Origin of the sequence: Rossellomorea marisflavi (assembly GCF_022170785.1) — a bacterium.
GTDB classification, from domain to species: Bacteria; Bacillota; Bacilli; order Bacillales; family Bacillaceae_B; genus Rossellomorea; species Rossellomorea marisflavi_B.
Map to the genome: position 1 here is coordinate 186,276 of NZ_CP081870.1, position 25,254 is coordinate 211,529.

The following is a 25,254-nucleotide window of genomic DNA, read 5'->3' on the forward strand; positions in this document are numbered from 1 at the left end:
GGTTCTAGTCACAGAACCGTATGATCCTTCTTCAAAACATCGGGGCAACCCGGTGGACAAAGGGAAGGTTCAAGTGACCCTAATACAAATGACAAATAGAGATAAGGGGGCAAGTTGTCCCCAAACGAGATTTGCCCCCTTGTACTTTCAAGGAGGAACTATTCACATGTGCGGAATTGTTGGATATATCGGAAATGCAGATACAAAGGAAATCTTGTTAAAAGGTCTTGAGAAGCTTGAGTACCGCGGATATGATTCTGCCGGTATCGCGGTTCAGAATGAAGAAGGCATCCACGTGTTCAAAGAAAAGGGACGTATCGCGGATCTTCGCGCAGTCGTAGACAGCAGCGTAGAAAGCCATACAGGGATCGGACATACGCGCTGGGCGACACATGGTGTGCCAAGCCACGACAATGCCCATCCCCACCAAAGCACGTCTGGACGCTTCACTATCGTTCATAACGGTGTCATCGAGAACTATTCACAGCTGAAGCGTGAATACCTTACAGAAGTGAACTTCGTCAGTGAAACCGATACAGAGGTCATCGTACAGCTGATCGACAAACTCGTAAGCGAAGGAAACGATGTAGAGGAAGCATTCCGTCAAACTCTCATGCTCCTTAAAGGCTCTTATGCCATCGCCCTATTGGATGCCGAGAACGAAGAAACCATCTTCGTTGCCAAGAACAAGAGCCCGTTGCTCGTAGGTCTTGGAGAAGGCTTCAACGTCGTGGCAAGTGATGCCATGGCCATGATCCAGGTAACGGATCAATTCGTTGAACTGATGGACAAAGAAATGGTCATCGTATCCAAAGAAAAGGTTGAAATCCAGAACCTGATCGGTGAAGTGATGGAGCGTGCCCCGTACACAGCTGAGATCGATTCAAGCGATATCGAAAAGGGAACATACCCTCACTATATGCTCAAAGAAATCGATGAGCAGCCACTTGTGATGCGTAAGATCATCCAGGCGTACCAGGATGAAAACGGCGAGCTTCACATCGACCAACCGATCGTCGGGGCCATGAAGGAAGCGGACCGCATCTACATCGTAGCATGCGGAACAAGCTACCATGCAGGTCTTGTCGGGAAGCAGTTCATCGAGAAAAGCGCCAATATCCCTGTCGAAGTACATGTTGCCAGCGAGTTCAGCTACAACATGCCGCTTCTATCTGAGAAGCCGCTCTTCATCTTCATCTCACAAAGTGGTGAAACAGCGGACAGCCGTGCCGTACTCGTCAAAGTGAAGGAATTGGGTCACCAATCCCTCACCATCACGAACGTAGCAGGCTCTACGCTTTCACGTGAAGCGGATCACACCCTTCTTCTTCACGCGGGTCCTGAAATTGCGGTTGCGTCTACCAAAGCGTACACAGCTCAGCTTGCAGTCCTTGCCATCCTTGGTCATACAGCAGGAAAAGCCATCGGCGTTCAACAAGGCTTCGACCTTGTCCACGACCTTGGAATCGTTGCTACTGCCATGGAAGCCCTCTGCGATACGAAAGAAGAGTTCGAAGCGATTGCCAAGGAATACCTTGCCACTACGCGCAACTGCTTCTTCATCGGACGCTCCATGGATTACTTCGTTGGACTCGAGGGTGCTCTTAAACTAAAAGAGATCTCCTACATCCAAGCCGAAGGATTCGCAGGAGGCGAGCTGAAGCACGGAACCATCGCCCTCATCGAAGAAGGCACACCGATCATCGCCTTGGCGACACAAGAAAAAGTAAACCTTGGAATCCGTGGTAACGTCAAAGAAGTCGTAGCCCGCGGAGCCAATCCTTGTATCATTTCCATGAAAGGCCTGGAAGACGAAGAAGACCGCTTCGTCATCCCAGAGGTGAACCCATTGTTAACACCTCTTATCTCTGTCATCCCACTGCAGCTCATCTCTTACTACGCTGCCCTGCACCGCGACTGTGATGTCGATAAGCCACGTAACCTGGCTAAGTCTGTTACGGTTGAGTAGGAAATTCGTAGAGTTGTAAGAACTGAATATGCTTTAAAGTCCCCCGCATGGGTAAATGCGGGGGACTTTTTTTGCTGGCTTTCTATTTCCAATTCTCATACTATAGATGGTAACGGGGTAAAGAATATGCTTGTCACCAACGGGCATCTTCTTTATTAACTGAGTATTCCTGAAAATAAAGGTACCTACAGAAAGGCGACAAGAGATGAATATACTAGATTTAACACCTGAGGACTTCGTACTGATCCAATCTGCCAAAGATAAGATCACTATGCTCTATGAAGATGATAAACACCACGTAGCAGCAGCCCTGCGCACGGATTCGGGTGATATTGTCTCTGCTGTACATATCGAAGCCTACATTGGACGTGTAACCGTGTGTGCCGAGGCAATCGCCGTGGGGAGTGCAGTCTCTTCCGGCCACAAGGGTTTCCATACCATCGTGGCTGTCCGGCACCCCTATTCCGACGAAGTTGATCGCACGATCCGTGTCGTGAGTCCATGCGGCATGTGCAGGGAATTGATCGCTGATTATTCACCCGAATGCTTGGTCATCCTGGAGGTGGACGGTAAGCTGGTGAAAACCAGGATTGGGGAGCTGATCCCATTGAAATATACAAGGTCATCTACGTAAAGGGAGTGTAGAAAATGGACTACTACGGGGAGCTTTGCACGAAGGTATACGAAAGCGGGAAGTCCATTGCTGAAGGGGAGGAGCTTGCCTTTTATCTATCCCATGTGACCGAAGGGATGAAGGTGCTGGAGCCTATGTGCGGAAACGGGCGGATGCTCATTCCTTTCATGCAGAGAGGGATCGATATTGAGGGCTTTGATATCTCGGATGAAATGTTGAAGGTATGCATGGTGAAGGGGAATGACTTGGGGATGGAGCCTCGTGTCTTCCATCAAGATATGAGGCACTTCAACCGGCAAGATACCTATGATTTGATCATGATCCCATTCGGGTCGTTCTCCCTTCTTCCGGAAGAAATCGTCCCGCTGTGCCTGAGGAATTTAAAGGAGTCCCTAAGACAGGGTGGTAAACTACTGATCACAGCTATCATCCAGCAGGCAGCTAATGACTGCCCGGAGTGGAAAGAGACCAATAGACTTCAAGATGGAAAGAATACCATCATAGAATACAAGCGGATGACCTATGACAAGGACAGCAGGGTTCTGAATAGTAAGCTGAAGTACCACCTTATACATAAGGAAGAGGTACTAAAAGAAGAGCTGATGGATTTTCCGATGCGCATCTACGGAGTAGAAGAGTGTAAGGATTTGCTTCATAAAAGCGGGTTTGTGAACGTGACCGTCCATGAAGTGTTGGATGGATACGGCAAAGGGAATCCATTTCTCGTGTTTGAAGGCACCATATAGAGCAGGAAAGCGAGGAGAACCATATGCATTTCACAACCGACCGACTCACCATCAGACCGTTCACTGAGGATGACATCCACGATGTATATACGATCTATCAAGAAGAAGAAACATGCCGCTATCTTCTCCACGGCCCATGGACCACGGAGGATAGGGAGGAGCGGTTCCGGAAGAAGATTCAGAATCAAGCTCTCTCCAGTGAATCGGGCCTGAGCCTCGCCGTGGTCGAAGGAGACAGGGTCATTGGAGATTTGTCGGTATGGTACACCGGCATGAAGGATACGGTGGAGATCGGATATAGCTTTGCAAGGGAGACAGGAGGGAAAGGCTTCGCGACGGAAGCTCTCAGGGGACTCGTAAAGCGACTTTTCATAGAATACGATATTCATAGGATCCAGGCGACCCTCGACAGTCGGAATCAAGCGTCATCTAAACTGTGTGAGCGGATCGGGATGAGGAAGGAAGCCCACTTCATACAGGACTACTGGAATAAGGGTGAGTGGACGGACAGTTTCGTGTACGGCATGCTGATGGCGGATCTTGATCCCGAAATGTGACTGAACACGGCCAAAGGTCGTAAAAAAGATGGGACCAACCCCCAATGCGGTGCCCGTTCCCACAGGCTACAATGTGGTCAGAGAGGATGTGGCACCCATGAAAAAAGAAAAATGGAATGAAGAACTTCCAGTCGTCCAGTTCCGCATCGCGCGTCCAACCAGGAAGTTCGCCGAGGTCATCCGCTTTTATATGGAAGGCATCGGGCTGAAGAAGATAGGCGGATTCGAGTCGCACAATGGGTATGATGGGATTATGCTCGGTCTCCCGGGCCATGCGTATCATCTGGAGTTCACGACCCGCGAAGACGAAGGGCCCTGTGAGGCACCGACAAAAGATAATCTCCTTGTTTTCTATATCCCGGATAGTGATCGAATGGAGAAGATTGTATCCAGACTTGCAGAAATGGGATACGGGCCGGTGGAACCTGAGAATCCCTACTGGAAGGAGAAGGGCATCACGATAGAGGATCCCGAGGGCTGGCGAGTGGTGTTGATGAATACGGGAGGCATTGGGTGAGAAGTGATTTAAAAGACTTTCGACTAGAAGGTCTTTTTTATTTGAGTAATATGTTACATACTCTTCTTTTTTGTTATTATGGAAATATAAACCATAAAAAGGAGGGAGAACAATGCTTGAAAACCTCATCGCCTATGCCGTCGCCCTCTTCCTTTTTCAACCACTCAATGTCCTGATCCACGAGTACGGTCACGCTTTCTTTGTGAAGATATTCGGAGGTCGGGTGACGAATATCGAGGTTGGAATCGGTGAACCCCTCTTTCGGGTGGGACATGTACAGGTGAATAAACAATTTTTCATCTTTGGGATGTGCCGGTATGAAGGGACGCCGGAGATATCAAAAAGCCGTCTGAAGCTGTCCTTCATCGCCGTCGGGGGCGTGCTGTTCAATGCAGTGACCATCACTTTGCTCATTCTCATTAAGGTATATACCGATCATAACCACTTCTTGGATGGGTATTATTTCGGTGTGACGGGTATGCTTATTCTATCGGCCCTATTCCCAATGACGTATTCTACAGGCTTATACAGTGACGGAAAATGGCTGGTGACCATTTGGAAGAAAGATTCTCTATCAGCATAAAGGAGGTTCATAGATGGATAGTATCATATTCGACCTGGACGGAACGATCTGGGATCCGATCGATACGGTTCTGGAAGCGTGGAATCGTACGATTGAGGAGCACGATGAAGCGGGGCAGACGATGACGCGTGAGGATTTTGAAGGGGTCATGGGCCTGCAGGTGAAAGAAATCGAGGAGAGGCTATTCCCGGACGTTGATGAAGAGGTACGGTCGAGGATGTTGAAGGCATGTCTGGAACGGGAAGAAGCGCTCCTCGGCGAACGGGGTGGAAGACTTTATCCGGATGTGGAAAAGGTGCTTGAGACCCTGTCCCATTCCTATAAGCTCTTCATCGTCAGCAACTGCCAGGACGGCTATATCGAAACGTTCTATGATTATCACAAGCTTGAGCGTTTTTTCAAAGACTTCGAGAATCCCGGACGCACGGGGCTCAGTAAAGGAGAAAACATCAAGCTGATCATGGAGAGGAACAACCTGAAAGCCCCGGTCTATGTCGGGGATACGGACGGTGACCGGAAAGCCGCAGAGTATGCGGGGATCCCATTTGTCTACGCCAAATATGGATTCGGCAAGGTGGAGAAGCATGATGCGGTGCTTGAGGCGTTCGAGGATTTGGTGAAGCTGTATTAGTTCATGCTATTTTAGAAGGGAGAAGAAAGTAGCCAAGGATACGTTCCCTGGCTACTTTCTTTTGTACTAAAATCGAGCCATGTCTCGTTAGAATCTCCGTTCCGAGTCCCCGTCCGTCGCCTTGATCCGAAGGAATCCGGAGGACGATCCGTTGAATTCATCTTTAAGATCGGGGCGATCGATTTCATCCTCGATCAGGACGGTCTGACTGCCTTTTCCCTTCACGGTTACAGGATAGCTGCCTTTGAGGAATTCCTCAAGTGGGAATTGCTTATCGTATGTGGATTCGAGGAGCTCCAGGTTGAATGAGACATCATTTCGGCTATGATTCTTCAATTCTATATTGCACGCAGCATAAATATGTCCGTCCCCATATGATTCAAATGTACACTCGCTTCTGTTGTCATAGGAAAGGGCGTAGATGCCACTGGCCAACGTATGTTGATAGAGCCAGATGGCAGCGGTGGGAACCAATGCATAGGCGAACATGGTAAGGAAGACAAGGCGGATGCGGTATTTCTTAAGGCTACTTACCAATAAGACTATGGCAGCAATATAAAGGATGCTACCGATAATCCCCACGGTGTTGAAGCCATCTTGATCGTTGATAGGAAATGACATGAATGACGTGGTGGCACCGTTCAGCTTGTTTTCAGGGAATGGGAAGAATAGCAGCATGCAGATGAAGAGGATGATGATGGCCAAAACAAATGACCCTTTATTTTTAATCATTGAAAAGCTCCTTTGATGATGCGATATGTATTTATTTCCATTTTAACGTGAGCTTGGATATAAGAAAAGACTCAAGTTGGGACTTGAGTCTTGGGGTTGCTCCTGCTTCTCCTTCATGAATCGTGCACGGATGATCTTTTCTTTTTACCCCCTGAACGTCACAGGCTCCATCTCCTGATCGATGGCCTTCATTTCATAGCCCTGTTCGGTCAGCTGCTGAAGGAGGCGGTCTAGGGAAGCGAGGGTCGTCTTTTTGTCGTGCATGAGGATGACCCGCGGAGTTTCGTGATATTGATAGTCTTCGAGTTGTTTCATGACGTTCGGAACGTAGGCCGGGCTCAGGAAGCGCCAGTCCTCGCTGTCGATATCCCAGTCCCACAGCCGGAATCCGGCATCGTTCACGGCCTGTCGATAGGCAGGTGTCATATTCGGCACGGAACCGTATGGGACGCGGATAAGATCGCTGGTTACACCGGTGAGTTCTTGAAGTGTCGCCTGCCCTTGTTTCATTTCCCCTACCACGCTGTCCTTGGATTGATAGATTTTTTTCACATCATGGCTGACGCCGTGCATCCCTATGGAATGACCGGCAGCGACCATATCCTGAATAACAGTGCTGTATGTCTTCATATTCGGTTCAAGCATGAAGAAGGTGGCTTTGGCATCGTATCGATCGAGCAGCTCAAGGATGCCTTCGGTATTTTCATTCGGACCGTCATCGAATGTCAGATAGACGATTTTTTTCTCTGTCGCCTGTTCTTCTTGATCAGTGCCCTGATCCGGTGTTTCAGCATGAGGAGCTTGTTCGTCAGGCTCCGTGGTTTCTTGTTGATCATTCTGTGCCTGCTGGTCCGTGTCGTCCTTCGGTTCTTTATCAGCAGGCTGTTCTTTTTCGGTATCCTCGGTCTTTTCCGGTTTTTCCTGTTCGTTGGTCTTGGCTGCTTCGCCGCCCAAGGGGGATTCCGATTGGTTGAAGGCAATCCATTTGTCTCCGACCCCAGAGCTCTTGGCCACCACGATATCTTTGATCAGTATACTGGATAATAGGATAAGTACGAGGGTCAGTGCGCTCAAGATGACCCGTTTCACGTTTAATCTCCTGTTGTATTTTCGTTCCTGCTGTTGCATTCCCCTCACCTTTCTTCTCGCTGTTTGTCTCTATTTCCCATGGTAAAACATTCTTCTCATAAAAGGGTTACTAATCGGTTACAAACCGCCGTCAAACGTTGTAACTTTTTTGTTACTTTTGTCGAGAAGGTTTACACTATACTGATGGAAGCTATAAGTAGGAAGTGAATGGAATGAAGAGACTGACGATACAAGTGGTCCTTATATTATTGATATGCAGTGGATGCTCATTATTTCAATCGAATTCGTCGTTGATGAAGCCCCCGCAGCTCCCGGTCCAGCAGCAGGAGCTGAAGCAGGCAATCAGTCAGTATGTGCCTGCACAGGCCGAGTGGCTCTCTCCTCTTGATGATGGGGACACGAATCGCATCATTGAACGGGATCTTGACGGAGACGGAGAGGAAGAACTCATCGTCTTTTACCGGATGCCGGATAAGACGGCCCAGATGGAAGGGGTCATCCTTGAGAATCGCAAGGGGGAGTGGAAGAAAAGAACCCAGTTCAGCGATCTTGGCAGGGAGCTTCAGAAGGTGGAGTTCGCCGACCTTGATGGAGACGGAAATGATGAGGTCCTGATCGGGTTTTCTTATTCCAATGAGTCATCGGATAAGGCCCTCCTCGTCTTCAATGTGAGCGGAGACAAGCCGGAGAAGCTGTTTGAATCCCAATACAGTGCCTTTTTTGCCGACGATTATAACGAAGATGGGAGGGGTGAACTGATGCTCGCGACCCTTGTGCCGAATCAGGAGCATAACGTCACCCTCTACTCATATAAGGACAACATGGAGAAGGTCGATGAGCTCAAACTCGACCCCTACGTGTATCCTTATTATCATACGGCAGCGGGTTACGTCACCCCGTCCGTCAAGGGAGCTGTCCTGGATTCCAGTGTGGGGGCACACTCCTCCACCTCGTTCATCATCGGGGTGAAAGACGGTAAGCTGAAAGAAGTGAAGCCGAAGGGATTGAAGGAAGAAGATCTCTTCAGGGCAACAGCGGCGAATAGTATCGATACGAATGATGACGGGATCATCGAAATTCCTGTGCTTGTTGAAGGAAGTGAAGACAAGCCGTATGTGGATATGCCATTCATCAGTGAGTACTACCAGCTGATGGATGACGGGGAAGCCCGCTTCGTCGAAAGCACATATGAGAATGTGAACTATCAATATACATGGAAGCTCCCCGATTCGTGGCCGGATGTTGAAATTGACACGAGCGGAGACCGCCGGTACGTGAAATTCATCTCCAAGGAAGATGGCACTGTCCTCTATGATATCTATGCCGTCGAGAAGGATAAGATCATCCCCGATGAAGGATGGAATGAATTGAGCGAAAGCAATCAATTCATCTACCTGACCAAGTATTCACCCGAGCGGTACCCGGAAAACTTCCAAGCGAACTAAGAAATGTAGGTGTGGTACATGAAACGGATCATGATCATTGAAGATGAAGAATCAATCAGAGGATTCATCAAAATCAATCTTAAACGATATGGCTATGAGGTACTCGAGGCAGGAAGTGCAGAAGAAGGAATCGAACTCCTGAAGGCACACGGTGCGGATATTCTTCTCTTGGACGTCATGCTCCCGGGTATGGATGGGTTTGAAGCGTGCGGAGAGATACGCAAGTGGAATCCGGCTGTCGGCATCATCATGCTGACAGCCAAGGTCCAGGAGATGGATAAAGTCCACGGGCTGATGAATGGGGCCGATGACTATGTGTCAAAGCCCTTCAGCCCGAATGAACTGATTGCGAGGATCGAGTCCCTCTTCAGGAGACTCCGGCCCGCTCCCGCCCCCAAGCCCGTGCCTGACTGGTTCCTTGATGAGAAGAAGCGGCTCTTCTACGTCAAGGGGAAGGAAATCGACCTTTCTCCCGTGGAGTATGAACTGGTCACCGGTATTCTCAAGAAAAACGGCCAGGCTGTGAGTCGGAATGATCTTCTCGATAAGGTGTGGGGCGTGAACTATATGGGTGACCCGAAGATCGTGGACGTGAACATCCGCAGGATCCGCCAGAAGATCGAGGAGAACCCGTCCAATCCCTGCTTCCTCCTGACGGTCTGGGGCTTCGGATACCGCTGGAGTGAGGATGGCGAAAATGGGGATTAAAAAACGGCTGCTGATCCAGAACCTGAGCATCATCACGCTGTCGATCCTCCTGTTCCTCGGAATCCTCATATCGGGGATCTACCACTATTACTACAGTGGGACGGCTGAGATCCTGAAGAATCACGCTGAAAATTCCGCTCAGTTCTCAAAGAGATACATGGAGCTTTCCCCGTATACAATCAGGGATCAGGTGCAGGATATCCAGACAAACTTTTCCCTTCCACAGGCTGAAACCCAGGTCATCAGTACGGACGGGAAGATGCTGTCTTCCTCTGAAGGATTCATCAGTCATGGAAAGCTCGACTTCCCTGATATTCAGGATGCCTTCAGGAAAGGGGAAGGAACGTGGATGGGGACGAACCCCGAGACGGACGAGCATGTGCTGGCCGTCTCGGTCCCTCTGGAGTCTGACGGGAAGACGGTGGCCCTCCTCCGTTTCGTATCATCCCTGGAACCCCTGGACGATAACTTCAAGACGATCCTCGCCACCCTGATCGGCATCGGACTCAGCATCCTCCTTATGGTGTTCGTGATCAGTACCTTCTTCTCACGCATGATCACCGATCCCGTCGTGGAGCTGACAAGCGCTTCTCAGAAGCTTGCAAAGGGTGACCTCGAGGCAAGAATGACGGGCACGTACAAAGATGAGTTCCATACATTGAGCCAATCCTTCAATGATATGGGGCAGGAGCTGTTGAAGACGGAGAAGCTGAAGAATGAATTCATCTCCTCGGTCTCCCATGAGCTCAGGACCCCCCTCACCTCCATTAAAGGATGGGGAGAAACCCTGCTGACGGGAGATATGAAGGATGAAGAAGAGATGAAGACCGGGCTCCATATCATCACCAATGAAACGGATCGCTTGATTGCCATGGTGGAGGAACTGCTGGACTTTTCACGCTATGCAAAGGGGACGTTTGAGATCTCACCGCACCCATTCCCGTTTCATCGGCTGGTTCAGGAAGTGGTCCTTCAGCTCGATAAGAAGCGGCTGGCGAAGGAAATGGACATCGTATTGGAGAATGGGGAGCCGATCAAACTCGAGGCGGACGAACACCGGATCCGTCAGGTCATCTTGAATCTCCTTGATAATGCGATCAAATATTCAGCCCCGGGTTCGACCATCACAATCCGCTATCACCGTGATCACGGCAACCTCGTGTTCGAGGTGGAGGATGAAGGTGTTGGCATCGAGAAGAACCATCTCCAACAGGTGCTGACCCTCTTCTACAAAGAAAATGAAAAATCGGAGGGAGTCGGTCTTGGTCTTGCCATCAGCAAGCAGATCATCGAACTTCATGGAGGTCAGCTTTATGTAAGAAGTGAGAAGAATGTCGGCACGGTTGCCGGATTCACCCTCCCCTTGAATGAATGATCAAACATAGTGAAACCCAGAGCCTGTATGGTTCTGGGTTTTGTTCGTTGAATGACTTTTACCTGTATGTTTCAGGCTGGGACAAGTCGAGGGTATTGACATCCTTGAATCGTAAAATGGGATGAGCGGCTACAACAAGGCCGAGTATCATGGTGAGTACGCCACTGAATAAAATCGTCTGGGTTACACCAACCAGTTCAGCCAGGAGGCCGCCAGCATACACCCCGATCGGAAATCCTAGCCCTGCAATCAATCCATACACCCCGAAGACCCGGCCCCTCATTTCATTGGGTACAAGCTGTTGGCGGAGGGTCGGTGACACAATATTGTAAGGCGCATAAACGATGCCGCCAAAAAACATAAGGGAGTAGATGATCATGATGTGTGTGAAGAAACTTAAGCTTGTCGGTACGAGTCCCCATAATAAGATGACCAGTCCGAGGGAATAGGAATATGGGAATCGCTTTCCCAGTCTGACCCATAGAACCGCCCCGACAAAGGAACCTACCGCAAAACATGACCACATTGTTCCCAACGTGCCCGGCCCTGCTTTGATGATCTCATCGACAAAGACAGGAAGCATCGGTTCTAAAGGGGCATAGGTGAAGTTAAAGAAAAACGTGATTAAGGCAATGACGATGAGGATCTTATAAGAGAAGATGTAGGTGAATCCTTCTTTGGTTTCCCTCAGGAAGCGACGCCACTTGGTTTTTACCACCTTACCGGATGCTATTTTACGACTGTGATAGGCCTCTGGAGGAATCCTATAATACAATAGGGCCGCCATCAAAAAGCATAGGACATTGACCATCAAAGTCATTGGTGCCCCCACGAGAGCGGTAGTGAATCCTCCCAGCGCGGGTCCGATCAAAGATCCGATTTGTCCGGTCATCGTAAAAACCGCATTCCCTGTTTCCAACTCTTCTTTGTGAAGAAATTCAGGAAGGATGGAGGCGGTGCCTATGGTCGTGAAGGATGAGAGACATCCATCCACAAAAACCACCACGATGATCATCCAGATGGCGAGGACATCAAACCAATAGAGAAGAGGAATGAGGGATAAACCTCCGCCTCTCACGACATTTTCCCATATCATAACGGTCCTCCGGTCGAAATGATCTAACATTCCGCCTACAAGGATGCTCGATAACAATGGAGAAACTGTAGCCGTCGCTATCACCATTCCAACGGCAACGGTTGAACCGGTTACATGATAAACGAACCACCCCAATGCAATCCAAGACAGTTTCCTGCCGATATTCAGAACCGTGGAAGCGATAAGAAAGTTCCTGAAGTACGCATTTCCAAGTAATGTCCCATATCCCCTCACTGAATCCCGCCTTTCTTGCTTGATAGGTGTATTATCGCACAATTACTGGAAAGTCCTTCTCCAGCATAGGTATGAATAATAGTCATCCTTTAGGTTGAACTTCAGTGAAGGTAGCCGGGGCGGTTATCATTATAAATGAAATCCTAAAATCATCTCTCTTCAAAAACGATGCATGAAAAGAAACGAACCAAACCGTTACGCGGTTTGGTTCGTTAACGTTAGTTCTCCACACGTTGTGGATGGATCAGTAGCCAGTGAAGCAATAATTCGTGCTATCCACCGGTTGCTAACAGTTTATACACAGATAATGTGGACAAGTGGTTTTTCTTAGCAGTTATAAACAGCCACTCGCACATGTTCAACCACAATAATTGAAAATAATTCGAGTTTTCAACAGGTTGTCCACATATTCTGAATAATGTGATAGCCGATTACTTCAAGATGATGACGATCTGATTCGGGCCGGTCCGCTTGATGACCCTGTAGCCCTGTTCAGAATCAGTGGCCATTCCTTCTCCATTCGGTCTGCAGAATCCATTCACCCGACTTGTACCGTCATCCCTCACCCGGAGAATGCCGATCATACCGACGGCACTCCACTCCGTCCGCTTGATCCTCGGCACGTACGCCTGACTTGTATCCCAGTCGGGATTGAGCACGGGCTATATCCTCACTTCTTCACGCTGGATCAGCATGCCGTTTGCATCATACGTTGCCGGAATGACGACCTCTTCTTTTATTACCCGGCCCCATTCATCCTTCATATACTGATCCTTCCAGCGGAGATTCTCACCATTTCCGATGATGCCCGGTGTCGCACTTGTCACTCCGAGGATGTAGTCATCCTGATCCGTGGCAATGCGGATTTTATCGTCCACCAACGTGACAAAATACCCAACGTCGATGGCCTCACCGTTTACGGATTCGAATAGCTCCGCATAATCCTGACCTCCCGGGATGAACCGGCCTTGAACCGACATGTCTCCTGTCGAGGCAAGCCACTGGGCCCCGATGCCCCTTGTGACTTCATCAGGTCCATTGGCAATGAACCAAGAATGGGCCTCAATGGCATCCCCATTCCTTCCCATGATATGGGCGCCGGCGAAGGATGATGTCCTAGTGTTTGATCCCTCCGAATGGGAGTAATCTCCATCGGCAACGGTGGAAAACCCTTCTGCATGGGAGGCAATCCCGCTTGCGATGTTCAAGTACCCCTCCGCGTGGGCAAGATCTCCCCGGGCGTCGGTTAATGCCCCTTGAGCATGAGAAGCAATCCCACTTGAAATGGTGGATAATCCCTGGGCGTGGGAAAAGTTGTTCAATGCCCTTGGACCGGGACTGAACGTAATATTATTGGTCCCTCCTTGTGCGTGGGAACCAAAGCCGCTGGCAATGGTCCCGATCCCCTCAGCGTGAGAGCTTTCTCCGGATGCCCGTGTCGGAGCCAGATTCCTCGCAAGGTCGAATGCTCCTCCTTCAGCATGAGAAGCGCGGCCAGAGGCGATGGTTCCTTCCCCTTCTGCATGGGCACTGATTCCCTCTGCACGGGTCCTCGCTCCTTGAGCATGAGAAGACGCTCCTATAGCCGCGGTAAGGTAACCTTGTGCGTGGGCAGCATCCCCGCTGGCAGTGGTGGCATATCCTTGTGCATGGGCGGTATCGGCACCCGTCACGGCCAAGTGACCTTCCGCATGTGAAGCGGCTCCCCCTCCCGAACGACCATTTCCGGCAACGGTGTTGCTTCCTTCTGAATGAGCAAAGGAATTATTGGTTCTCGTTTGATATCCTTGCGCCGTAGAGGATACTCCATCGGCTACAGTATTAGAGCCCTGGGCGCTCGAGCAGAGGGCTGCAGGATTGCGGTTACATGAATCAGCCATATCATCTATCACTCTTTTCTTTGTATTCTAGTAAAACATTTACTACTACTCTATGTTTTCGAGGAGGGAAAGGTGTCCGGACACTGAATAATAGATGGAGAAAAAATGAAAAAAAGAAAATAAAAGGAGCGTAAATCCGTTATAATGGACCTATAAAACAGGACGGAGGAACAAGCCATGGGAAAATTAGAATCGAAGGTGAAAGATGCCCTTTCCGAGATTAAGAGTGTGAATCCCGATATTCGGCATGATGGATTGATGAAGCTGAAGGAGATTACGGTGGAAAACAAAGGCGGAGAGTGTGACATCTCTCTTCTGAAGGACATGATCAAGCTCGCCGCGGGTCCCTTTGAGCGTACGGGGGAAGAATGGGATGATTCGAGCTTGGTCCTCCTTGAATTCGTGGTTGATTATATGGAGGAAAGGGTGGCACGCGATCTGACCCATCACATAGCCGATTTCAGTGAGATGGGGAAGCAGTGTGTCCTTTATCATACGAGCATGCACGAGCATGATGGTGCTGTGCGAGCCCTGATCGAAATGTACGAGATCCTGATCCCTCTCAATCAGGCGTGGTTTCCTCATGCGGTCCTAGAACAAAACGGGGTCGTATCCAAAGCGTTGATCAATCATTTCCATACCCGTTTGGACGATAAAGCTTGCAGGCGAGATCTCTACAGGATACTGGCGAATCTTCACGAGGAAAAAGTATTCTATCAATTTAAGCCGGAAGTCATCAAGCCCCTCATCCACCGTCATTGGGAAGAAGCGAAATCAGCCTACCTTCAATATGACCGTGATTATAAAACCAAGCACGTCCATTGTTCATGGAAGGACCCCTATCTTCATATACGGGAGGAGCTGGAGAATTTCCTGAAGCTGATGGATGTTTACTGGGGGGAGGAATGGTTGCTGTATCTGGAGGAGGCAAAGGGATGGAACGACCCTATTGCCAAGACGATTGCCGTCACCGTTTCTCTCAAGAGGGGTATCCCCGTTGCTCAGGAAGAGGTCCACTGGTGCGCCACCCATATCGAGACCGCGGAATTATTCCACTGGAGGCTGATCATCGATCGAATCGAACATCACAACCCGGTGAAGGATTCCCGTCAATCCGATGTGGCCAGGACTCACTTATTTTACTATCTGTTATTCGACCGTGAAGAGAGCCTCTACGCGGAAGAAATCACGATTTTGGATCAGATCGATACGGTGACCGCTTACGAAGAACCGGTCCGGTACTACCTAGCATCTTACCGTGACCTCTCTGGTCATGTGTACCCAGCGTGGGTCGGTGCGTTCAGCCTGGAAGAAGGCGAGGATTCCCTCTTCAAATGGGATGATTCCACCATCCTTGAGGAACCGTTCGGAAGCAGGAATGTGGAAGGCTGGAAAACGGCATTCATGGAGGAGCGGAAGGAACGGATGGAGAAGGAAGCATCTGAAATCCACTATGAGGCAAAGACAAAGGAAGGAACCGTATGGATCAAAGGGAACTCCCTCGTCATCCACTCCCAGGAAGGGGACCGATCCATCTTTCTGAAGGACATCCAGACCTTGACAATCGAATGGAAAAAGGGCGGCTTATTCGGCTTGAAAAAGATCCCGATGGTGGCGGTATACGAGAAGGGTGGGAACCTGTTCATGACCTACCCGGAATCAGATATCGACTACGAGAAATTTGCAGGTGCTGTCCATGAACAAACCGAAAGCCTGGAAGAACCGCCATTCATCGAATTCTTGGAGGTGGGATGATGGTAGGCCTGGTCCATCACATCGAGCTGAACGTATCGGACTTAGAGAAATCCACAGAATTCTGGGGGTGGTTCTTAGGGGAACTCGGCTATGAACCCTATCAGGAATGGGCAAAGGGTAAGAGCTATCGCCTCGGTGAAACGTACATCGTATTCGTCCAGACGGAGGAGCGCTTCCTGGACGCCCCGTATCATCGGTCACGCACCGGACTGAACCACTTGGCCTTCCACGGAAAGTCGAGGAAGCATGTGGATGATGTGACAGCAAAACTTGAAGAGAAAGGAGTACCCATCCTGTACCGCGATCGGCACCCATATGCGGGAGGAGAGGGGTACTATGCTGTATTCTTCGAGGACCCAGACCGGATCAAGGTGGAGCTTGTGGCACCTGTTAAAGGAGAGTAAAATGATGAATCAACACGATAATGAGTATCTGACACAGATGATTTCCAAGTGGCTTGAATCAGCCGATATCGTTGGTGCGAGTGTGGCCATCATAGAGGGGAGCGGGGTAGTGTACGCCGAGGGTTTCGGGTTGGCAGATCGGGACAGTGATCAACCAATGAATGCCGATACACTCATGAGCATCCAAAGCATCTCGAAGAACTTCATGGCCACCTCGATCATGCAGCTTGTGGAAGCAGGATCCATCGAGCTTGATGATCCCGTAGTGAAGCATCTCCCATATTTCAGGACAAAGGACCAGGCGGCGAGCAATCAAATCACCGTCCGTCACATCCTGTCGCATACGGCTGGTTTCCCTGAAGTGGGCATCGCCAATATGGTCGCACCGAATGTGAGGGAGATCTTCTCTGATACCCCGACGGAATTTCAGGAGGCGTTGGATTATTACGGTCTGACAGAAGAGGAGCTTTCCGCAATTGAGACCCGTGAAGACATCACAAGGTGGTTTGAAAAGGTCGAACTCATAGGCTCTCCAGGCTCACAGTGGGCTTACTGCACGGATGCCTATGTCATCCTGGCTGATCTCTTTGAGAAGGTGACGGGGATGGAATGGGAATCTCATCTGGAATCCCATGTTTTTCGTCCATTAGAATTTAAAAGAACCACAGGTACAGGAGCAGAGGAAGCCGGGAATAGTGCACGTTACTACATGGGAGAGGAACGAATCGAAACGCCTTTCCCTAAAAACGAACTCGCGGCCCCAATCGGTTACCTGTATTCGACTGCCATTGAGCTCGGTTGCTACCTGGCCGCGCATCTCAACGAAGGAACAACGTTGTTAAAATCTGATTCCGTCAACATCATGCAAAAGCCCCACCATCTTGTCAGTGAAGGATGGCGATTTGGTAGTGAAGTAAGAAGCTATGGTCTCGCGTGGTTTACGGACGAATATAAGGGTCGGCCGATCATTGAGCACGGAGGTGGGCAGATGGGTGTTCGGTCCCTCGTGACGATGGTACCTTCCCTTCAACTCGGCATCGTTATCCTGATGAATACGGAGGGAACGGTCCACTATGATCTCTGCGAAGGGATCATGGATTTTTATATGAATGAATAAGGAAGTGCAGCGGGAAACAGCTTCTCGCTGCTTTTTTAGTGGAACCACCCCTGATAAAATCAGTCCAAACATCTTATTGACTCTAAACCTGTAAGCGCTTACTATAATATAACAACGTTGTTATTCGCAGGCGGTAAAACATTCAAAGGAGTGGATGGAGTGAAAAAGGTTGGGAAAGGGATCTTGTTGTTCTTGGTTTCCGTTTTGGTGATGGGGGTGGCACTACCCATATCAGCGGTGGCAAATGATGTACCGGAGTGGCAGTCGATCACATTCGGTCAATCGACCGATCTGAATTTTTCTGCAAATGTACTGCCGGATAAAGTCGGGCTGAATACAGCAGAGCCTGAGCATCCGGGTACAATCGACGGGAAAATCTATTTGGAGAGCAGGGGAGGAAAACTGGCTCCGGGGCATGATGGGCTGACCTTCTATTACACCACCTTGAATCCGAAAACGGATAATTTTGTTTTGGAGGCCGACTTGACTTTCCATCAGCTTGGCCCGGAGACAGGGGCAAAGCAGAGCGGCCAGGAGGGAGCCGGCATCATGGTGAGGGACGTGAATGGAGCGGCAAGGCAGGACCCCATGGTGGAAGGGTTCGAAGAAGTGACCGCTGCATCCAATATGTTTGCCGTCGGTTTGATGAGGGACGGGATGAGCGCCCTCTCACGGACGGGTGTAGAAGAACCGTGGGGAAGTACAGGGAGCAAGTGGGTGAACAAAGTCCTTCCGGGAGCGCCGGCAGTACCGATGGATACACCGGTCCGCGTGAAGCTTGAGCGGACGGATACAAGCTTTGTCATGTCTGCAACCTTCACCCATCTGTCGGGATCTCCTACGTTCAAACAGGAGCTAAAAGGGGCAGACCTTGTTCAGGTGATGGACCCCGACCGCATGCAAGTTGGATTCTATGCTTCACGGAATGCCTCCATGACCGTGGAGAATGCAAGCTTGTCGGTGAGTGAGGCGGATACGGTGCCGACACCGGAGGAACCTGTCCTTCAGCCGGAGCCATCCCTGACGATCCTTTCTCCGAAAGAGTCGGGATCAAAGAAGTATTCGTTGAAAGCGACGTCGAACACACAAGGGAGCATCTCCATTTGGCAGGATGGCAAACAGATCGTGAAGAATAAAAAGGTGAAAGCTCAACAAGTATTCGATGAAAAAACAAAGCTGAAAAATGAAAAGACATCGTTCCGTGTCGAATGGAAGACGAATGATGGAATGGTACTGACCGAGGAATGGACCGTCACGATGAAGCTGTTCAAGGGTGGAAAAGGCCTATTCGTTTCACCAGAAGGGAAAGCGTCTGCTTCCGGTAAAAAGAACGATCCCCTGGACCTTGATACCGCCATCAAATACGTACAGCCGGGAGAGACGATCTACCTCCTGGAAGGTGTATATACAGAGCCCGTGACCATAGGCCGGACATACAGCGGTGAAAAGAAAAAAATGAAAACCCTGGCTCCGTATAAGGGCGCCGATGTTCTATTCGACGGAAAGAACGAGAAAGGGAATCTTCTCAATTTGAATGCCGACTACTGGGAGATCACGGGCTTCGAGCTGACGAAGTCCACCGGAAACGGAATGAGGTTGAACGGAAGTCATAACAAGATCGATCATATGACGTTCAGCTACAATCAGAATACAGGATTCCAGATCTCGGGAAGTGGATCGGATCCCGAACTGTGGCCGAAGCACAATCTTATCTCGAACAGTGAATCACATGATAATCGTGATTCATCTGATATCAATGCCGACGGTTTTGCGGCCAAGCTCGGTGTGGGGGAAGGGAATGTATTCAAGAATAATATTTCCCACCATAATATCGACGACGGCTGGGATCTCTACAACCGTACCAATGAAGGTGCCAACAAGCCGGTTACCCTTGACGGGAACATTTCATATTCCAATGGGAAGCTCAGTAGTGGCTACAATGAAGAGGGTACCTCGGGCAGTGGATTCAAGGTAGGGGGGGAAGGCCTCCCGGTCGCTCATATCGTTAAGAACAACCTGGCATTCGATAATAACATGGATGGCTTTACGGATAACTTCAATCCGGGTAAAATCATTGTTCACAAAAATATCGCCATCGATAATAAGCGCTACAACTTCATCTTCCGGATCAACCCGTATTTCAAACCGGGAGAGCAGGGGATCTTCACAAAAAATATCTCCATCAAAACCGATCCCGACCGCATGAAGGCGGACTTTGTGTCAGGTGTCGTGGATGACAGCAACTACTTCTTTGATGGAGAAAGAACGGTAAACAGCAAAGGGAAAGAAAAGGACCCGAAGCCTTATCTGAAGAAAATGCGCCCATAAAAATAGACGTCCATGCCTGGCATGGACGTCCTTTTTACTTTATTCTTCAGCGCCGGAAAGGACCATGACGTCCTCCCCTTCCGATACCGCCTTCTCGATATGCTGTTCGCCCCACGAGCAGAGCATTTGAAGGGCAGGAGCAAGGGATGTTCCGTAGTCGGTCAGCTTGTACTCGACCTTCGGTGGAACCTGATTGTATACGATACGCTCGAGGACCCCGTCGGATTCGAGCTCACGAAGCTGCTGGGTGAGCATCTTCTGGGTGATATTCGGCATCCTCTTTTTCAGTTCGCTCGTGCGGAGGGTGCCATGATCGATGAGGTGGCAGAGGATCACGACCTTCCACTTGCCTCCGATGACTTCAAGTGCTGCTTCGACCGGTATATTGAATGTCTTCATTCCCGTCACTCCTTTATGGGATCTTTTTGACATGTACACGCCTGTATGATGTGTAGAATAATATCATTCTATACCCGATCGGCACACGAAGCAAGTAGCGGCGCATAGGTACCTCCAGGTGTCTACCATACTTTAAAGTGCGTACTTCCTTTTTGGTTGCATACTCCTTAAACTAACGATTACCGGCACATCACCGGTGAATCAAAATTGTTAAGGAGGAAAATCATTATGAGTTCTCATTCTACTTCTATAGATCAAAATGCCTCCAAGTCCAAAGGAGGCACCCCGGCGCTACTGGCCCTTGCCATCAGTGCATTCGGAATCGGGACAACAGAATTCGTCCCTGTCGGATTGCTGTCATCGATTGCTGATGACCTGTCGATTTCCATCACTCTTGCAGGTCTGCTCATTTCTGGCTATGCCTTGGGAGTCGCCATCGGTGCTCCCGTCCTGACGGCCCTCACCAGCAGGATGAGCAGGAAGAGCCTGCTCATGTCCCTGATGCTTCTCTTCATTGTAGGGAATTCAGTCGCTGCCCTGTCCACAAGCTTTGGGCTTCTGCTAGTGGCACGGTTCATTACAGCATTCTCCCACGGGATTTTCTTCTCGATCGGGTCCACGATTGCAGCAGATCTCGTTCCCGCGCATAAGCGGGCCAGTGCCATTGCCTTCATGTTCACAGGTCTCACCGTCGCCACGGTCACCGGGGTTCCACTCGGAACCTTTATCGGACAGGCCTTCGGTTGGAGAGCGACATTCTGGGGAGTTGCCGCACTTGGTGTCATCGGAATCGTAGCAAGCTCCATCCTTGTTCCGAAAAACCTCAAGGAAGCACCACCTGCCAAGTTCAGCGATCAATTGAAGATCCTGACTAATGGCACGCTTATGCTGGCCTTTGCGATCACGGCCCTTGGATACGGTGGAACATTCGTTGCATTCACTTATCTGACTCCATTACTGGAAAATGTGACAGGATTCAGCGCTAAATGGGTCAGCATCATCCTTCTTGTTTACGGGATCGCTGTCGCCATAGGAAACGTTGTCGGTGGGAAGGCATCGGATAAAAATCCGCTCAAGGCTTTATTCTGGATGTTTGCCCTTCAGGCCATCATCCTTCTCGCCTTGACGTTTGCAGCTCCATTCAAAGTGGCAGGCCTGATTGCGATCTTCCTCATGGGATTGTTCGCCTTCATGAACGTACCGGGCCTTCAGGTTCTCGTCGTCAACCTGGCAGAGAAATATGTGCCTACTGCTGTCAACGTGGCATCTGCACTTAATATCGCCGCTTTCAACGTAGGTATCGCCATCGGATCCTTCGTCGGCGGACTCATCGTCGACAGCATCGGCCTCATCCACACCCCGTGGATCGGTGCCGTCATGGTAGCAGGCGCCGTTGCTCTCACAGCGTGGCTCCGAAAAATTGAAAAGTAACAGATGGGGACGGTCCCGATGCACCATGATGGTGCATTAGGACCGTCCCTTTCCCTTTTATATCGTGTGGTATATAATGGATAAAACGCAAGCCTGGAGGGACCGTCGAATGAATAGTTGGCTATGGTTGATCATTGCTGCTGGTGGACTTGTCGTGGTATTGATGGTCGTCGTTTCATTGGTGATTGGTAAATTTTCTCCCAGTGAACAAAAAGGCGTGGACGATGAAGAGAGATAAGGCTTCCGTCCACAGGTGATTCGCATCATCCATGGGATGGTGTTTTTTTGTGGAAAGCAGAGGGGATTTGGAGGAAAGGGCGAACTGATAGAGGAGATATGTTTTCTAGAGGAGGGAATCGGAATTGATTGATCGTCACGAAGTCTTATTTACCCAGCTGAGCACCTATCGAAGTGAAGTCCTCCATGCGGCGGCCTCTGTCACTCCAGAAGAAGCAGATGTGATTCCACCGCCTTTCCGTAACAATATCCGCTGGAACCTTGGTCATATCTATCTCGATCAATATCAGTGGATCGAGGCGCTGACGAAGGAAAAGCAGGGAGTGCCTGAAACGTATCCTGCCTGGTTCGGCTACGGAACCTCTCCGCAGAATTTCACCCAGGATACGCCATCCCTCCAGACTTTGTTCACCCAGCTGAAAGAGCAGCCCGGGATGATAAGGGATCGGTGGGGGCATCGGATGGAAGAGGAGTTTCCTGAAACGGAAATGGGAATGAGGACGGTAGAGCAGGTTCTCATTCGCACGGTTTTCCATGAAGGGATGCACCTTCAGACCATCCTCGATATCAAAAAGGCTTTGTCACATTGAAACGGCTTGGGTGCTTTTTTAGCACGAGGCCGTTTTTTTCTGAAACCTTTTTGGGGATGGGTCCGACTAATGAGTAGTTTGAACGGGGGGAGAGTATGGAAGAGCGATTTGAAGAAGTTTATGAACGTTATTTTGATGATGTATATCAATATCTATTATATTTCACCAACAGTCGATCCGAAGCAGAGGACCTGACTCAGGAAACATTTCTGAGAATCATGAAATCCCTTCCAACTTTCCGTGGCGATTCAATGTTGAAAACATGGATTCTTTTCATAGCCCGGAGAACGAGTTTTGATCATTACAGAAAAAAGAGAATTTTATCGGTTTTGCCCGGGGTGATTGGCAATATGATTTCGAGCACGGATGGTATTCCAGAGAAGGAGTGGGATGACCGGGAGGAATGGCAGGAAGTTCAGGAAGCGTTGATGACCCTCAAGCCTGATTATCGGAATGTTGTGATACTACGGGGTCTAAAGGAATACTCCATCAAAGAGTCCGCCTCGATCCTTCAGTGGAATGAGATGAAGGTAAAAGTCACCTATCATCGTGCGATTCAAATGTTGCGGAAGAAGCTATCAAGGAAAGGGGCTGAAAAACGATATGACTTTCCACAAAAACACAGACTCTGAATTCCTGACCCCGCTAAAGAACAGACCGGGTTTGACACCACGGCATATGGTGAAAGGAGAAATCAAGGAGAGAATAGCAACCATGGAGAATCGTAACGGAAAGAAGCATCTCATGCCTATTCTTCTTACAGCCGTACTTCTCCTGACAGGGTCATATTATCTCTTTGAAATCATTATGAAAAATCAGCCCCCCCACGATGCTGGAAAACCCACTCATCAAGTACCCCTGAAGGAGGATGCTGGAGAAGAGTTGGAAGAATCACCCATTGAGATTCCTTCCCTTGTCCTGACAGATGAAGAGTCGGAAGCCTACGCAAGCTTCAGTGAAAATCTCGACCAGGAGATTCTCCGTAGCCTCTCCCCAATGAGCATAGCTAAAATCTATGTCCAGGCCATTCTTGATGAAAAGGATGAAGTCCGATATGAGCTCTTTACCGACCGACCGGATTATATTATGTGGACGAAGGAAGAAGATGAGCAGTTTCCCAAACAGGATAGGGGTAATCGAAGACTCACGGAAGAGACCTATAATCACCTTGCAGAAGGAGAGTTTGTTGAGACAGGAGAGGATGAAGGTTACATCAAGTACTATCGCTCCGAGGATCCTGATAGCCTGATGGGCTTCAAACTTATCCGAAATGAAAATGGCATCTGGCAGGTCGCATTTATGCCCATTCAATAATACCCCGCCTTATGGCTGAAAGAAGTTCATTCCATCGGTTGATGGCCACTTCCTCTCCAGCATCTATGATAAGGAAAAAGGAGGGGATGTTCATGAAGATCCATCAGCTGGAACTTTTCATCGGCAACTATGAAGAAACGGTTGCTTTTTATCAGGATACAATGGGGTTCACGTGCAGGAAGAATGGTGAGGGTTCAACGGATATGGAGGTGGGCAGCGGGACCGTGACCTTCCATAAGAAATCGGGAGTGGACTGCTACTACCATTTTGCGTTGAATATTCCGTTCAATCTGTTCGATTCTGCAAAAGCGTACATGGCGGAGCGGGTGACGCTTGCAAAGGAGGATGATGAGGACGAGGTGTTTTTCAAAGAATCCAAGGCCCGATCCTTCTACTTTCTGGACCCCGCTGGAAATATTGTCGAGTTCATTGCGAGAGAAGGTTTGAACCCCGATTCCGAAGCGGGATCATTCAGTCCATCAGAGGTTTTGGGGATCAGTGAGATCGGGATTTCGTCGGAAGAAGTGTATCAGTGCTCAAAAGAAGTGACGGGGAAAGGGATCCCGGCGCGAAATGATAGGCCGTTATCAAACGGGGAAACCCTGAACTTCATGGGGGAGGCAGAGGACGGTGCCTTCATCATCATCGCGAGGGCTGGGAGACGATGGATTTTCTCCGACAAACCAGGATTGCCCGCACCGACGATCGTCAAGACGGACAGGGGCACCATGACGTTTCATCTAAGTGGTTGAAGACAACCACCCCTAAGTGTATAATTATACAAAACGGAGAATGAATGTGCATTTTACATGAAAGTAGACACAACTGAATGGATACATATTTAAAATTTGTACTCGTCGGATTTTCCATTGCCCTTCCGGTGGGGGCCGTAACCGTAGAAATGACCAAGCAGGGACTGAAAAACGGCTTCCTCCACGGCTGGGCAGTGGGCATCGGCGGAATGACCATCGATTTCTTCCTTGTTCTTGCCATGTATCTCGGACTCGCCCAGGTCCTTTCCCTTCCGTATGTACAGCTGCCCCTATGGGTGGTAGGAGCCATCTTCCTGTTTGGCCTTGCTTATGATTCAATCAAGAATGCCGATCATGGGATCACGATGGCAGGGGATCGCCCTCAATCCTCTTTATGGAAGACCTACCGGAACGGAGTGCTCGTTGCTGTTTCGCCTGGTAATCTCGTTTTCTGGGTCTCTGTGTTCGGCACGGTCCTGGCCGATTCCTATTCAGGCTCGAAGATCGGATTTGTCTTAGCAGCAGCGGGGGTTCTTACGGGAATTTTGATCCATGACCTGGGACTGCTCTCGATCGTGGCCGCCACCCGCAGGGCCATGAATCGAGCCATGATCAAATGGACGTCGATCGCAGCTGGGATCCTGCTATTCGGCTTCGGATGTTATTTCTTATACGAATTTGTACACGACATCAAAGACTATCTGTAAATGAAAAACCGGCCGTCAATGGCC

The 25,254-nt window shown here is 49.5% G+C and carries 25 protein-coding genes and 1 pseudogene; 21 read left to right on the forward strand and 5 right to left on the reverse strand.

Going from position 1 to position 25,254, the window contains the following annotated elements:
• Window positions 1-166: 166 nt before the first annotated feature.
• From glmS to K6T23_RS01110, 7 genes are all read left to right on the forward strand, one after another.
• Window positions 167-1,969 (forward strand): glutamine--fructose-6-phosphate transaminase (isomerizing), encoded by a 1,803-nt coding sequence (glmS, locus tag K6T23_RS01080; RefSeq protein ID WP_238283405.1) that lies wholly within the window; start codon window positions 167-169, stop codon window positions 1,967-1,969.
• A gap of 205 nt (window positions 1,970-2,174) precedes the next feature.
• Window positions 2,175-2,603, forward strand: coding sequence for a cytidine deaminase (locus K6T23_RS01085; RefSeq protein WP_238283406.1), 429 nt, complete (start codon window positions 2,175-2,177; stop codon window positions 2,601-2,603).
• 14 nt (window positions 2,604-2,617) lie between these two features.
• Complete coding sequence (locus tag K6T23_RS01090; RefSeq protein WP_238283407.1) at window positions 2,618-3,349, forward strand: class I SAM-dependent methyltransferase; 732 nt, start codon at window positions 2,618-2,620, stop codon at window positions 3,347-3,349.
• A gap of 23 nt (window positions 3,350-3,372) precedes the next feature.
• Window positions 3,373-3,906 (forward strand): GNAT family N-acetyltransferase, encoded by a 534-nt coding sequence (locus tag K6T23_RS01095; RefSeq protein ID WP_079513727.1) that lies wholly within the window; start codon window positions 3,373-3,375, stop codon window positions 3,904-3,906.
• Window positions 3,907-4,003: 97 nt separating this feature from the next.
• Window positions 4,004-4,423, forward strand: coding sequence for a VOC family protein (locus K6T23_RS01100; RefSeq protein ID WP_238283408.1), 420 nt, complete (start codon window positions 4,004-4,006; stop codon window positions 4,421-4,423).
• Between the two features lie 112 nt (window positions 4,424-4,535).
• Entirely contained in the window at window positions 4,536-5,006 is a 471-nt protein-coding gene (locus K6T23_RS01105; protein WP_238283409.1) for a site-2 protease family protein, read from the forward strand.
• Window positions 5,007-5,019: 13 nt separating this feature from the next.
• The gene (locus K6T23_RS01110; protein WP_238283410.1) at window positions 5,020-5,637 is read left to right on the forward strand and encodes an HAD family hydrolase; all 618 of its coding nucleotides are present in this window, start codon (window positions 5,020-5,022) and stop codon (window positions 5,635-5,637) included.
• An 87-nt stretch (window positions 5,638-5,724) separates the two neighbouring features.
• Here the strand turns inward: K6T23_RS01110 and K6T23_RS01115 are convergent, their stop codons facing one another.
• Both K6T23_RS01115 and K6T23_RS01120 read right to left on the reverse strand, forming a co-directional pair.
• Entirely contained in the window at window positions 5,725-6,369 is a 645-nt protein-coding gene (locus K6T23_RS01115; RefSeq protein ID WP_238283411.1) for a hypothetical protein, read from the reverse strand.
• 144 nt (window positions 6,370-6,513) lie between these two features.
• Window positions 6,514-7,458, reverse strand: coding sequence for a polysaccharide deacetylase family protein (locus K6T23_RS01120; RefSeq protein ID WP_238283412.1), 945 nt, complete (start codon window positions 7,456-7,458; stop codon window positions 6,514-6,516).
• 212 nt (window positions 7,459-7,670) lie between these two features.
• On the opposite strand from K6T23_RS01120, the gene K6T23_RS01125 reads away from it, so the two are divergent.
• From K6T23_RS01125 to K6T23_RS01135, 3 genes are read left to right on the forward strand one after another with little or no spacing between them, the layout of a single operon-like run.
• Entirely contained in the window at window positions 7,671-8,903 is a 1,233-nt protein-coding gene (locus tag K6T23_RS01125; protein ID WP_238283413.1) for an FG-GAP repeat domain-containing protein, read from the forward strand.
• Window positions 8,904-8,921: 18 nt separating this feature from the next.
• Window positions 8,922-9,611 carry a response regulator transcription factor gene (locus tag K6T23_RS01130; RefSeq protein ID WP_238283414.1) on the forward strand — a complete coding sequence of 230 codons (690 nt, stop codon included), beginning with the start codon at window positions 8,922-8,924 and terminating at the stop codon, window positions 9,609-9,611.
• Window positions 9,601-10,986, forward strand: coding sequence for a HAMP domain-containing sensor histidine kinase (locus K6T23_RS01135; protein WP_238283415.1), 1,386 nt, complete (start codon window positions 9,601-9,603; stop codon window positions 10,984-10,986). Before K6T23_RS01130 ends, K6T23_RS01135 begins: the two co-directional genes overlap by 11 nt.
• 58 nt (window positions 10,987-11,044) lie before the next feature.
• Here the strand turns inward: K6T23_RS01135 and K6T23_RS01140 are convergent, their stop codons facing one another.
• Together K6T23_RS01140 and K6T23_RS22235 are read right to left on the reverse strand one after the other, a co-directional pair.
• Entirely contained in the window at window positions 11,045-12,316 is a 1,272-nt protein-coding gene (locus K6T23_RS01140; protein WP_187443160.1) for an MFS transporter, read from the reverse strand.
• A gap of 431 nt (window positions 12,317-12,747) precedes the next feature.
• Window positions 12,748-14,196: pseudogene (locus tag K6T23_RS22235) on the reverse strand (peptidase G2 autoproteolytic cleavage domain-containing protein).
• A 177-nt stretch (window positions 14,197-14,373) separates the two neighbouring features.
• On the opposite strand from K6T23_RS22235, the gene K6T23_RS01150 reads away from it, so the two are divergent.
• From K6T23_RS01150 to K6T23_RS01165, 4 genes are all read left to right on the forward strand, one after another.
• Complete coding sequence (locus K6T23_RS01150) at window positions 14,374-15,951, forward strand: hypothetical protein (RefSeq protein WP_238283416.1); 1,578 nt, start codon at window positions 14,374-14,376, stop codon at window positions 15,949-15,951.
• Window positions 15,948-16,355, forward strand: coding sequence for a VOC family protein (locus tag K6T23_RS01155; protein WP_079513751.1), 408 nt, complete (start codon window positions 15,948-15,950; stop codon window positions 16,353-16,355). Before K6T23_RS01150 ends, K6T23_RS01155 begins: the two co-directional genes overlap by 4 nt.
• 1 nt (window position 16,356) lies before the next feature.
• On the forward strand, window positions 16,357-17,472 hold the full coding sequence (locus K6T23_RS01160; protein WP_238283417.1) for a serine hydrolase domain-containing protein: 1,116 nt from the start codon (window positions 16,357-16,359) through the stop codon (window positions 17,470-17,472).
• A gap of 159 nt (window positions 17,473-17,631) precedes the next feature.
• On the forward strand, window positions 17,632-19,800 hold the full coding sequence (locus K6T23_RS01165) for a right-handed parallel beta-helix repeat-containing protein (RefSeq protein WP_238283418.1): 2,169 nt from the start codon (window positions 17,632-17,634) through the stop codon (window positions 19,798-19,800).
• A 39-nt stretch (window positions 19,801-19,839) separates the two neighbouring features.
• Here the strand turns inward: K6T23_RS01165 and K6T23_RS01170 are convergent, their stop codons facing one another.
• On the reverse strand, window positions 19,840-20,199 hold the full coding sequence (locus K6T23_RS01170; protein ID WP_048007311.1) for a winged helix-turn-helix transcriptional regulator: 360 nt from the start codon (window positions 20,197-20,199) through the stop codon (window positions 19,840-19,842).
• A gap of 228 nt (window positions 20,200-20,427) precedes the next feature.
• Here K6T23_RS01170 and K6T23_RS01175 point away from each other — a divergent pair, with 228 nt between their 5' ends.
• The 7 genes from K6T23_RS01175 (at window position 20,428) to K6T23_RS01200 (ending at window position 25,230) form a co-directional block, all read left to right on the forward strand.
• The gene (locus tag K6T23_RS01175; RefSeq protein WP_238283419.1) at window positions 20,428-21,630 is read left to right on the forward strand and encodes an MFS transporter; all 1,203 of its coding nucleotides are present in this window, start codon (window positions 20,428-20,430) and stop codon (window positions 21,628-21,630) included.
• A gap of 109 nt (window positions 21,631-21,739) precedes the next feature.
• Window positions 21,740-21,868 (forward strand): hypothetical protein, encoded by a 129-nt coding sequence (locus tag K6T23_RS22125; protein WP_262371498.1) that lies wholly within the window; start codon window positions 21,740-21,742, stop codon window positions 21,866-21,868.
• Window positions 21,869-21,992: 124 nt separating this feature from the next.
• Window positions 21,993-22,457 carry a DinB family protein gene (locus K6T23_RS01180; protein WP_148986010.1) on the forward strand — a complete coding sequence of 155 codons (465 nt, stop codon included), beginning with the start codon at window positions 21,993-21,995 and terminating at the stop codon, window positions 22,455-22,457.
• Between the two features lie 95 nt (window positions 22,458-22,552).
• Window positions 22,553-23,089, forward strand: coding sequence for an RNA polymerase sigma factor (locus tag K6T23_RS01185; protein WP_148986011.1), 537 nt, complete (start codon window positions 22,553-22,555; stop codon window positions 23,087-23,089).
• Between the two features lie 82 nt (window positions 23,090-23,171).
• The gene (locus tag K6T23_RS01190) at window positions 23,172-23,771 is read left to right on the forward strand and encodes a hypothetical protein (protein WP_238283420.1); all 600 of its coding nucleotides are present in this window, start codon (window positions 23,172-23,174) and stop codon (window positions 23,769-23,771) included.
• A gap of 92 nt (window positions 23,772-23,863) precedes the next feature.
• Entirely contained in the window at window positions 23,864-24,523 is a 660-nt protein-coding gene (locus K6T23_RS01195) for a VOC family protein (protein ID WP_187443162.1), read from the forward strand.
• Between the two features lie 77 nt (window positions 24,524-24,600).
• On the forward strand, window positions 24,601-25,230 hold the full coding sequence (locus K6T23_RS01200; RefSeq protein WP_079513768.1) for a LysE family translocator: 630 nt from the start codon (window positions 24,601-24,603) through the stop codon (window positions 25,228-25,230).
• The last annotated feature ends 24 nt before the right edge of the window (window positions 25,231-25,254 follow it).

Excerpts from the sequence above, each read along its gene's own strand:
- K6T23_RS01190 (WP_238283420.1), top strand. The coding sequence starts at position 23,172 with ATGGAGAATCGTAACGGAAAGAAGCATCTCATGCCTATTCTTCTTACA.
- K6T23_RS01130 (WP_238283414.1), top strand. The coding sequence starts at position 8,922 with ATGAAACGGATCATGATCATTGAAGATGAAGAATCAATCAGAGGATTC.
- K6T23_RS01115 (WP_238283411.1), bottom strand. The coding sequence starts at position 6,369 with ATGATTAAAAATAAAGGGTCATTTGTTTTGGCCATCATCATCCTCTTC.
- K6T23_RS01200 (WP_079513768.1), top strand. The coding sequence starts at position 24,601 with ATGGATACATATTTAAAATTTGTACTCGTCGGATTTTCCATTGCCCTT.
- K6T23_RS01160 (WP_238283417.1), top strand. The coding sequence starts at position 16,357 with ATGATGAATCAACACGATAATGAGTATCTGACACAGATGATTTCCAAG.
- glmS (WP_238283405.1), top strand. The coding sequence starts at position 167 with ATGTGCGGAATTGTTGGATATATCGGAAATGCAGATACAAAGGAAATC.
- K6T23_RS01175 (WP_238283419.1), top strand. The coding sequence starts at position 20,428 with ATGAGTTCTCATTCTACTTCTATAGATCAAAATGCCTCCAAGTCCAAA.
- K6T23_RS01085 (WP_238283406.1), top strand. The coding sequence starts at position 2,175 with ATGAATATACTAGATTTAACACCTGAGGACTTCGTACTGATCCAATCT.
- K6T23_RS01170 (WP_048007311.1), bottom strand. The coding sequence starts at position 20,199 with ATGAAGACATTCAATATACCGGTCGAAGCAGCACTTGAAGTCATCGGA.
- K6T23_RS01090 (WP_238283407.1), top strand. The coding sequence starts at position 2,618 with ATGGACTACTACGGGGAGCTTTGCACGAAGGTATACGAAAGCGGGAAG.
- K6T23_RS01110 (WP_238283410.1), top strand. The coding sequence starts at position 5,020 with ATGGATAGTATCATATTCGACCTGGACGGAACGATCTGGGATCCGATC.
- K6T23_RS22125 (WP_262371498.1), top strand. The coding sequence starts at position 21,740 with ATGAATAGTTGGCTATGGTTGATCATTGCTGCTGGTGGACTTGTCGTG.
- K6T23_RS01150 (WP_238283416.1), top strand. The coding sequence starts at position 14,374 with ATGGGAAAATTAGAATCGAAGGTGAAAGATGCCCTTTCCGAGATTAAG.
- K6T23_RS01125 (WP_238283413.1), top strand. The coding sequence starts at position 7,671 with ATGAAGAGACTGACGATACAAGTGGTCCTTATATTATTGATATGCAGT.
- K6T23_RS01095 (WP_079513727.1), top strand. The coding sequence starts at position 3,373 with ATGCATTTCACAACCGACCGACTCACCATCAGACCGTTCACTGAGGAT.
- K6T23_RS01135 (WP_238283415.1), top strand. The coding sequence starts at position 9,601 with ATGGGGATTAAAAAACGGCTGCTGATCCAGAACCTGAGCATCATCACG.
- K6T23_RS01195 (WP_187443162.1), top strand. The coding sequence starts at position 23,864 with ATGAAGATCCATCAGCTGGAACTTTTCATCGGCAACTATGAAGAAACG.
- K6T23_RS01105 (WP_238283409.1), top strand. The coding sequence starts at position 4,536 with ATGCTTGAAAACCTCATCGCCTATGCCGTCGCCCTCTTCCTTTTTCAA.
- K6T23_RS01185 (WP_148986011.1), top strand. The coding sequence starts at position 22,553 with ATGGAAGAGCGATTTGAAGAAGTTTATGAACGTTATTTTGATGATGTA.
- K6T23_RS01100 (WP_238283408.1), top strand. The coding sequence starts at position 4,004 with ATGAAAAAAGAAAAATGGAATGAAGAACTTCCAGTCGTCCAGTTCCGC.
- K6T23_RS01155 (WP_079513751.1), top strand. The coding sequence starts at position 15,948 with ATGATGGTAGGCCTGGTCCATCACATCGAGCTGAACGTATCGGACTTA.